The organism is Sphaerisporangium sp. NPDC049002 (assembly GCF_040649355.1).
GTDB lineage: Bacteria > Actinomycetota > Actinomycetes > Streptosporangiales > Streptosporangiaceae > Sphaerisporangium.
Map to the genome: position 1 here is coordinate 25,079 of NZ_JBEZFH010000068.1, position 7,925 is coordinate 33,003.

Here is a 7,925-nt window from a genome sequence, read left to right on the forward strand (position 1 = left end):
GGCTCGCCATCACCCGCCCCCAGGTCACAGCCGCCATATGGCAGCAAACTGCCCCAAAACGGTCTCCGAACCCAAGTCTTCGCACGGGGCTTCAACTAATAATCAAGGATCACAAGGTGTCAACCGCTTCGCGAAAGGGGTATAAAGCCCGGCGACCGAGGATTTGAGGGGGCACAGTGGCCCAGGCATGGCTGCCCGTCGCCAGTCGAATTCCCGCTCTCGAGGACTCCGGCCCCATGCTCGGAGGAGTTCCCCGGGTGGTCTGGTTTCTTTGGCCGACCGATCCCCATCGGGTGTCGGCCAGATCCGTGGCCCAGCGGCTTGTACAGACCAAACGTCCCGCCCACCTGGTGTGGAATCCCGTCACCGGGCAGATCATGCAGTCCCTCCCCCCTACAAGGGCGGCGAACGGCCTGCCGGGCGATCTCAACAGGCACGGCCGGGTGTGTGTCCAGATCCGCGTGCTCGGATCGGTGGAGGAGCCCTTCACCGAGACCAAGCTGGACGGGCTGGACGACATCCTGAGCTGGCTCGATTCGTGGGAGGTCCCGCGCCGCTGGCCGGCCGGGCCTCCGCTCCCCTATCCCCATTCGGTGGCGGCGCAAGGCAGCCGCCGGCTGTGGGCCAGAGGCGGCCACTTCGGGAACTCTCAGGTGCCGGGCACCGTCGAGGGGGACCCGGGGCCTATCGACGTCCACCGCATCGTGGGTGGGCACGTTACGGCCCTGGAGGTGCCCCGGCCCCGCGAGGAGATGGACCAGGAATGCGCGGCGGAAAAAGTAGAGCGATAAAACTGTCAGGTATCACAACAGCACCGTGATCTGATCTTTATCGTACTATTACACCCCAGGCACCAAGCTGGGTAAAAGACGCGGGCCTCGCTCTCGTCTCACAACGCCACCCAGTAGGAGCCCATGCGCATCTCCGTCGTCCATCCTCGGGAGCTCGGCCCGTCCGAGGCGGCCCGGTGGCGGGCGCTTCAAAGCGGGGATCCCTCGTTGGACAGCCCCTTCCTGTCGCCCGAATTCACGATCGAAACCGGCCGCGTGCGGGAACAGGCGCGCGTGGCCGTCCTGACCGACGGCTCCGACATCGTGGGCTTCTTCCCGTACGAGCGCCATCAGCTCGGCATCGGCATGCCGATGGCGGCGGGGCTGACGGACGCCCAGGGCATGGTCCACGCCAAGGACATCGAACTCGACCCGCAGGAGCTGATGAAGTCCTGCGGGCTCGCGGTGTTCGAGTTCGACCACCTCCAGGCGACCCAGCCGCTGGTCCCCGCCAAGCACACCCGCCACCCGTCGCCGGTCATCGACCTGTCCGACGGTTACGAGGCCTACGTCGAGACGCTCAAGCAGGTGTCCGGCAAGACCTACAAGTCCACGGCGTACAAGTCACGCAAGCTCCAGCGTGACTTCGGCGAGCTCCGTCACGACTTCGGGGTCTTCGACGCGAGCGTGCTGCGCACCCTCATCGACTGGAAGACCGACCAGTACCGCCGGACCGGCCGCGCCGACAGGTTCTCGCGCCCGTGGATCCTGCGCCTGGTCGAGAACCTGCTCCGGATCGACACCGAGCACTTCGGCGCCTCGCTCGACATGATCTACGTCGACGGCCGCCCGGTCGCCGGACATTTCGGGCTACGCACCAAGACGACCCTCGCCGGCTGGTTCCCCGCCTACGACCCGGCCTTCGCCAAGTACTCCCCGGGCCTGATCCACCACCTCGCGATGGCCGAGCGTGCTGCCGGCGCCGGCATCCGCCTGATCGACATGGGACGCGGCGAGAAGGAGTACAAGGAGAAGCTCAAGACCGGCGAGCTCTGGGTCGCCGAGGGCCGGGTCGCCCGGCCCTCCGCGGGGGCCGGAGTCCACTGGCTCGTCCGCGTGCCGGTCCGGAAGGCGCGTGGAACGGTCCTCGCCAACTCGATGCTCCGGGAGACCGCTGACCTGGCGCTCAAGACCTACGGGAAGATCCGTACCTCCATCGCGTCGTAACGGGACCACTCCCATGCGCTAACTTTCTGCTTTGGCCCTCTAGGCGGCCGAAAGGCCAGGCGGTGGAAAGAGGAGCAGTGAGCCCCGAGAAACTCCTCGCGGCCCGTACCGGCCGCGAATGCGTCTACCTGCCGTCCAACAGGCTGGGCCTCTACCTCGCCCTCAGGCACTGGTGCACGCCCGGCCAGCGGCTTCTCATGTCGCCCATCTCGGCCGACGAGATCGTCTTCCTGGTCCTCGCGGCCGGGCTCATCCCGGTGATCGCGCCGGTCTCCGTCCTCGACGGCAACATCGAGATGGCGCGCGTCCTGCTGAGCGCCGTCGACGCGGTGCTGACCACCAACCTGTACGGCCTGCCGGACGACGTGCTCGCCATGGGCGGGCTGGTGGTGATCGAGGACGCCGCCCACGCGGCCGAGACGTCTGTCGACGGCCGGCCCGTGGGCACGTTCGGCGTCGCGGGCGTCTTCAGCCTCTCCAAGCACGCCGGGGCCGGGGCCGGGGGCGTGCTCGTGGTCGACGGCGTCGCCGACCGGCGGGCGCTGGAGCGCGAGCGCGACCTGCTGCTCCAGCCCGGCGCCCTCGGCAGGGACCTCTTCGGCGTCGCCACCTCCGTCAGCCGCCGCCTCGCCCTGAAGTTCGACATGGCCCGCCCCGCCATGCGCCTCGCCCGGATCATGGGCCTGCAGGAGCCCCGCGAGGGCTACCGCATCGCCCTGCGGCCGGAGGAGCTGCGCCCGGCGATCGCGCAGGCGCCCGGCCTTCCCGCGCTGGACTCCTGGGTGCGGGCCGATCTGCACGACTACCGAAGCTCACGCGGCGCTGTCGCACGGTGGTACCAGGGGCGTCGCCTGGGCCGCCTCCAGACAGAGCGCGACAGGAGGCTGGCGGGCGTCGCCAGGCTGGCTGAGCTGCCGACCGTGGCGCGAGGGGTGCTCGACCACGTCGACCAGCCGCTCTTCCGCGTGCCGCTGCTCGTGTCCGATCGTGAGGAGGCCGTCGCCGCGCTGGGGCGCCGCGGCGTCCCCACGGGCTACCTCTACGACCCGCCGTACGACGACTACGCCGAGCCGTTCGTCGAACCGTCACCCGACCGGGAAGCCGCCCGGTGGTGGGCCCGGCACGTGCTCCCCGTCGACCCGCTGTACGCCGAGCGCGCCCTGCCGATCGTCGAGTCGCTGCGACCGGCTCCGCCCCCCGACCACCGCCTCCTGAGCGCGCCGCCCGAACGCGCCGCCTGACCGCGGGCGGATCCGCGGGGCGCGGCTCACAGGCCGGCGGCCAGCTCGGCGATGACCGCGCAGGCCTTCCGCACCTCGCCCAGGGACGCCGAGCCGTACCCGATGACCAGCCCGTGGTGGCGCGGCGGCCCGTGGTGGTGCCGTGCCGTCGTGTCCAGGAGCACCCCCCGCCCGGCCGCCTCGGCGACCAGCGGGGCCACGGACGCCTCGGGGAGCCGGAGGAAGACGTGGAGCCCGGCCGAGTCCCCGCTCACGCGCGGTCCGAGGATCTCCACGATGGCGGCGCGGCGGCGCGCGTACTCCAGCCGCATGCGCCGCAGGTGGCGGTCGAGGTCGCCGCGCTCCAGCAGCACCGAGACGGCCTCCTGGACCGGCCCCGAGGTGCGGTCGCCCAGCATCGTGCGCGTGCGGGCGATCTCGGCGAGCAGACCGGGCGTGGCGACGAGCCACCCGATGCCCACGTCGGGCGCGAGCGACTTCGACAGCGTGCCGAGCAGCACGACCCGCTCGGGGTCGAGGCCGTACAGGGCCGGGAGCGGTGCCACGTCGTAGCGGAACTCGGCGTCGTAGTCGTCCTCCACCACCAGGGCGGCCGTACGGCGCGCCCAGGCCAGCAGCCCTTCCCTGCGGGGGATCGGCAGCCTCCCGCCCAGCGGGTACTGGTGCGCGGGGGTGGTGTAGAGCACCCGGAGGTCGTCCGGGAGGTCGGCGGGCACGACGCCCTGCTCGTCCACGGGGCAGGGCACGATGCGACCGCCCCTGGCGGCGAAGACCCGCCGGGCGGTGCGGTAGCCCGGCTCCTCCACGCCCGCCCCGTCCCCCGGCCGCAGGACGGTCGCGGCGATCAGGTCGACGCCGTGGCCGGTTCCCCGGGTGACCAGCACGTTCTCCGGCCCCACGGGTACGGCGCGCGCCCGGCGCAGGTGGTCGGCCAGCAGTTCGCGCAGGCGCGGGTGCCCGTAGGGATCGGCGGTGTCGGAGGGCGGCCGGTCCGCCGCGCGTCGCCAGGCACGCCGCCAGGCGGCCCTGTCGTAGTCCAACACCCAGGGCCGGCCGGGACGCAGGTCGATCGTCCCCCTGGCAGGGACGCCCGGCGCCGTCTCACCGTCCGCGCCTCCGTCCCCCGGACGAGCCTCTATGGCGCTTGGGGTGCCGGGCGTGAAGCGGGAGAAGCCGGCGACGTAGGTGCCGGAGCCGTGCCTTCCCTCCAGCCACCCCTCGGCGTACAGCTGCTGGAAGGCCTCGGTGACGACGGTGCGGCTGACGCCCAGCAGCCGCGCGAGCCCCCGGCTGGACGGCAGGCGCTCGCCGGACTTCAGCGCGCCCGCCCGCATGCCGTCCCTCAACTGGTCGCCGAGCTGCACGGCCAGCGGGACCGGCGCTCCACGGTCGAGGAAGAGGGGAAGGTCGACGTGATCCCGCAAGTGGTCTCCCGGAAGTCATCACGAGTGGACATACACCGCCAGTCCACTTGGTGCCTACGTTAGCGGCATGCTCTCCACGACTCCTCGCACCGCCCTCAACCGCTCGAAGGAGCGAGGCCGCACGGACCGCTCCGAGCTCCACGCCATCCTGGACGCCGGGCTGATCTGCCACCTCGGGGTCGTGGTGAACGGGTCTCCGATGGTCGTCCCGACGGGGTACGGCAGGATCGGCGACACGCTCTACCTGCACGGATCGACGGGCGCCACCTCGCTGCGCGCGGGCGGCGAGGTCTGCGTGACCGTGACCCACCTCGACGGGATCGTGCTCGCCCGCTCGGCCTTCCACCACTCGGTCAACTACCGCTCGGCGATGATCTACGGCACCGCGCGGCCGGTGAAGGACGCGGACGAGCGGCTGGCCGCGCTGCGGGCGATCACCGAGCAACTGGCCCCCGGCCAGTGGGACACCGTGCGGCGGCCTGGCGCGAAGGAACTGGCCGCCACCGCCGTGGTGGCGCTCTCCCTTTCCGAGGCGTCGGTCAAGGTGCGGCAGGGCCCGCCCGTGGACGATGACGAGGACTACGCGCTGCCCGTGTGGGCGGGCGTGCTGCCGCTCCAGGTGAGCTGGGGCGCCCCCGAACCCGACCCCGCGCTCGCCCCGGGAACCCCCGTACCGGCCCACATCGCCGACCGCGGCCGGCACGCGTAACGTACGGGCCGCCAACCCCGCCGGGGGCGTGCGCGTCCCACATGTGTGGGTGGTACACCACGCGACTGGACCGTCCCCCGGTTACACCGAGGTGCGGCTACTCGGCGCCGGCGCCGGGGTGCGGGTGGTGCTCGCGACCCACAGGGAGTCCGGCACCCATGTGGCCATCGAGTACTCGCCGGCGGACTCGCGTGGGCGGCCGGGCTTCCTGCCGCCGAATGCTGACAACGGTGTCGACAATATGCGGAATATCCCTTTAGACATCACGGATCAGCCACGCCATCGTTAGGCTTCGTTCTCGCGTGATGGGTGGGGGCCCGGCCACAACAAGGAGACCGCATGGACGGCCACACGGGGGAATGGCGAGTCCCCGGATTCACCGAGATCCGCGATCTCGGCAGCGGGGGCTCGGGACGCGTCGTCATGGCGCGCCACGAGGCGGACCAGTCATACGTCGCGATCAAGTACCTGTCGGACGAGCTCTGCGCCGACCCTGGATTCATCATCCGCTTCCGGCACGAAGCACGCCTGCTGGAGCTGATTGACAGCCCGCACGCGGCGCGCTTCTACGAGTATGTCGAGGGCGACGGGGGCGCCGCCATCGTCATGGAGCTCGTCGACGGCGTCTCGCTCCGCACGATGCTGCGCTCGGAGGGGCCGACCGGAGCCGAGGCGGCGCTCGTCCTGCTCAAGGGCGCTCTGCTGGGGCTGGCCACCGCGCACGCGAGCGGGGTGGTCCACCGCGACTTCAAGCCGGAGAACGTCGTCATCGAGGGCACCGGCCACAGCAAGCTCATCGACTTCGGCATCGCCGTGCGCTCGGGCGACGGGGCGAGCGGCGCGGGAACCCCGTCGTACATGGCGCCCGAGCAGTGGGCGGGCGCTCCCGCCGGTCCGGCCACCGACGTCTACGCCGCGACCATCGTCTTCTTCGAGTGCCTCACCGGCACCCGGCCCTTCCAGTCGCAGAACATCGCGGTGCTGGCCCGCCAGCACCAGTCGATGCCTCCACCGGTCGACCAGGTGCCCGCGCCGCTGCGCGGCCTCGTCGAGCGCGGGCTGGCCAAGCATCCCGCCGACCGGCCGATGAGCGCCGAGGTGTTCCTCGCGGAGCTGGAGGCGGTCGCCGCCGACGGGTACGGGCCGGGCTGGGAGGACCGCGGGCGCCGCAGGCTGGCCGCCCTGGCAGGGCTCCTCGCGCTGCTGTTCCCGCTCGCGGGCGAGTCACCCGCGGCGGGCACGTCCCTCGCCGACACCGACCTCGGCGGCGGCGCACGGGGGATGAAGAAGCTCAGCGTCAAGATCGCGGTCGGCGCGGTCGGCCTGGCGGTCATCTCCGCGATCACCGCCGTCCTGGTGGGGTCGCTGGGGGACACCACGCTCCAGGCCCAGACGACGGTCGCCACCCCGACCGTCAGCCCGCCGGACCCGGGCGAGGATTCCGGCTCCCCCGAGCCCGCCATCGCGGACTCCCCTCCGGAGAACCCCTCGGACGAGCCGTCGAAGACCCCGGAAGCGGACCCGACCGCCGCCGAGCCGACCAAGACCACCGCTGGGGCCCCGACGGGGGCTCCGACCACGAAGGCGGCCTCGCCGAAACCCTCCCCGAGCAAGAAGCCCTCCAAGTCGCCCAAGGCCTCGCCGACCGGCTCGCCCAGCCCCTCGCCCTCCGAGTCGGACCAGTCCGATCCGAAGATCGACGACCCGCTGCCCTCCGGCAAGCCGAAGCCGACCCCGACCCCGACGCCCACCACGCCGTCGCCCGCGCCTCCGTCCCCGAGCAAGTCCCCCGACCCCGAACCGACCAGTACGCCGCCGAGGACGCCGACGGTGAGGGGCGACACCCCCTCGCCCGAGTCGACGCCGAAGGGCGACTCCAGGGGCGCCCTGGCCGCCGGGCTGATGACGGCCGCCGTCGTACCCGCCACACTGGCCTTGAGACAGCGCATGACGGGACGGCACCGGAGGCGGCGGTAGATGCCTGACGGCGACAGCATCGCGGGCTACCGGCTCACGGGCCGGTCCCGCATGGGCGAGGTGGGGACGTGGTTCGACGCGATCGGGCCTGACGGCACCCGCGGCGGGGCGCTCACGCTCGATCCGCGATCCATGTCCGCCCCCGGCGCCAGAGAACGGGTCGTCGCCGAGGTCACCGCGGACCGGCGGCTCGCGCAGAGCGGCCTCACGGGGCTGATGCCCATCGTCGACCTCGTGGCCGCGCGCGGGGAGGTCTGGCTGCTCGCCGGCCGTCCCGCCACGCCGTCCCTGGCCGAGCTGATGGCCGGACGTCCCGGCGTGCCCCCTCCGGACGCGGGGAGCGCCGCGACCGTCCTGGTGGAGACCGCCCAGACCCTGCTGGCCGTCCACGCGGCGGGCCTCGCCCACGGGGCCCTGCACGCGGGCACGGTGGTGATCGGCGAGGACGGCACCGCGGTCCTCGCCGAGCGCGGGCTGGCCCTTGCCCTGCGGGGCGAGCGGCCCTCGCCCGATCGCGACCTCGCGGCGTGGGGCCTGAGATGACACCTACCGCCGCGCCCGGCATGGCCGCACCTCG

Annotated in this window: 8 protein-coding genes; 6 read left to right on the plus strand and 2 right to left on the minus strand. The window is 72.3% G+C overall.

Features of this window, described 5'->3' with window-relative positions; translation table 11 throughout:
• The first annotated feature begins 257 nt into the window (after positions 1-257).
• The 3 genes from AB0B89_RS16240 to AB0B89_RS16250 all read left to right on the plus strand — a co-directional run bounded on the left by AB0B89_RS16240 (position 258) and on the right by AB0B89_RS16250 (position 3,238).
• Positions 258-791, plus strand: coding sequence for a hypothetical protein (locus tag AB0B89_RS16240; RefSeq protein ID WP_358552991.1), 534 nt, complete (start codon positions 258-260; stop codon positions 789-791).
• Positions 792-914: 123 nt separating this feature from the next.
• Positions 915-1,997: a GNAT family N-acetyltransferase gene (locus tag AB0B89_RS16245; RefSeq protein ID WP_358552993.1), complete on the plus strand. Its 1,083-nt coding sequence runs from the start codon at positions 915-917 to the stop codon at positions 1,995-1,997.
• A 77-nt stretch (positions 1,998-2,074) separates the two neighbouring features.
• Complete coding sequence (locus AB0B89_RS16250) at positions 2,075-3,238, plus strand: DegT/DnrJ/EryC1/StrS family aminotransferase (RefSeq protein WP_358552995.1); 1,164 nt, start codon at positions 2,075-2,077, stop codon at positions 3,236-3,238.
• Between the two features lie 26 nt (positions 3,239-3,264).
• Here AB0B89_RS16250 and AB0B89_RS16255 read toward each other — a convergent pair whose 3' ends face one another.
• Positions 3,265-4,662 (minus strand): PLP-dependent aminotransferase family protein, encoded by a 1,398-nt coding sequence (locus AB0B89_RS16255; protein WP_358552997.1) that lies wholly within the window; start codon positions 4,660-4,662, stop codon positions 3,265-3,267.
• A gap of 67 nt (positions 4,663-4,729) precedes the next feature.
• On the opposite strand from AB0B89_RS16255, the gene AB0B89_RS16260 reads away from it, so the two are divergent.
• Positions 4,730-5,371 carry a pyridoxamine 5'-phosphate oxidase family protein gene (locus tag AB0B89_RS16260; RefSeq protein WP_358552999.1) on the plus strand — a complete coding sequence of 214 codons (642 nt, stop codon included), beginning with the start codon at positions 4,730-4,732 and terminating at the stop codon, positions 5,369-5,371.
• Between the two features lie 81 nt (positions 5,372-5,452).
• Here the strand turns inward: AB0B89_RS16260 and AB0B89_RS16265 are convergent, their stop codons facing one another.
• Entirely contained in the window at positions 5,453-5,599 is a 147-nt protein-coding gene (locus tag AB0B89_RS16265; protein ID WP_358553001.1) for a hypothetical protein, read from the minus strand.
• A 111-nt stretch (positions 5,600-5,710) separates the two neighbouring features.
• On the opposite strand from AB0B89_RS16265, the gene AB0B89_RS16270 reads away from it, so the two are divergent.
• The gene (locus tag AB0B89_RS16270; protein ID WP_358553003.1) at positions 5,711-7,348 is read left to right on the plus strand and encodes a serine/threonine-protein kinase; all 1,638 of its coding nucleotides are present in this window, start codon (positions 5,711-5,713) and stop codon (positions 7,346-7,348) included.
• Positions 7,349-7,891 (plus strand): hypothetical protein, encoded by a 543-nt coding sequence (locus AB0B89_RS16275; RefSeq protein ID WP_358553005.1) that lies wholly within the window; start codon positions 7,349-7,351, stop codon positions 7,889-7,891. It abuts the gene before it with no gap.
• Positions 7,892-7,925: the final 34 nt, after the last annotated feature.

Bases quoted from the DNA above. Each gene is read 5' to 3' on its own strand.
- AB0B89_RS16245 (WP_358552993.1), top strand. From the start codon at position 915: ATGCGCATCTCCGTCGTCCATCCTCGGGAGCTCGGCCCGTCCGAGGCG.
- AB0B89_RS16260 (WP_358552999.1), top strand. From the start codon at position 4,730: ATGCTCTCCACGACTCCTCGCACCGCCCTCAACCGCTCGAAGGAGCGA.
- AB0B89_RS16275 (WP_358553005.1), top strand. From the start codon at position 7,349: ATGCCTGACGGCGACAGCATCGCGGGCTACCGGCTCACGGGCCGGTCC.
- AB0B89_RS16270 (WP_358553003.1), top strand. From the start codon at position 5,711: ATGGACGGCCACACGGGGGAATGGCGAGTCCCCGGATTCACCGAGATC.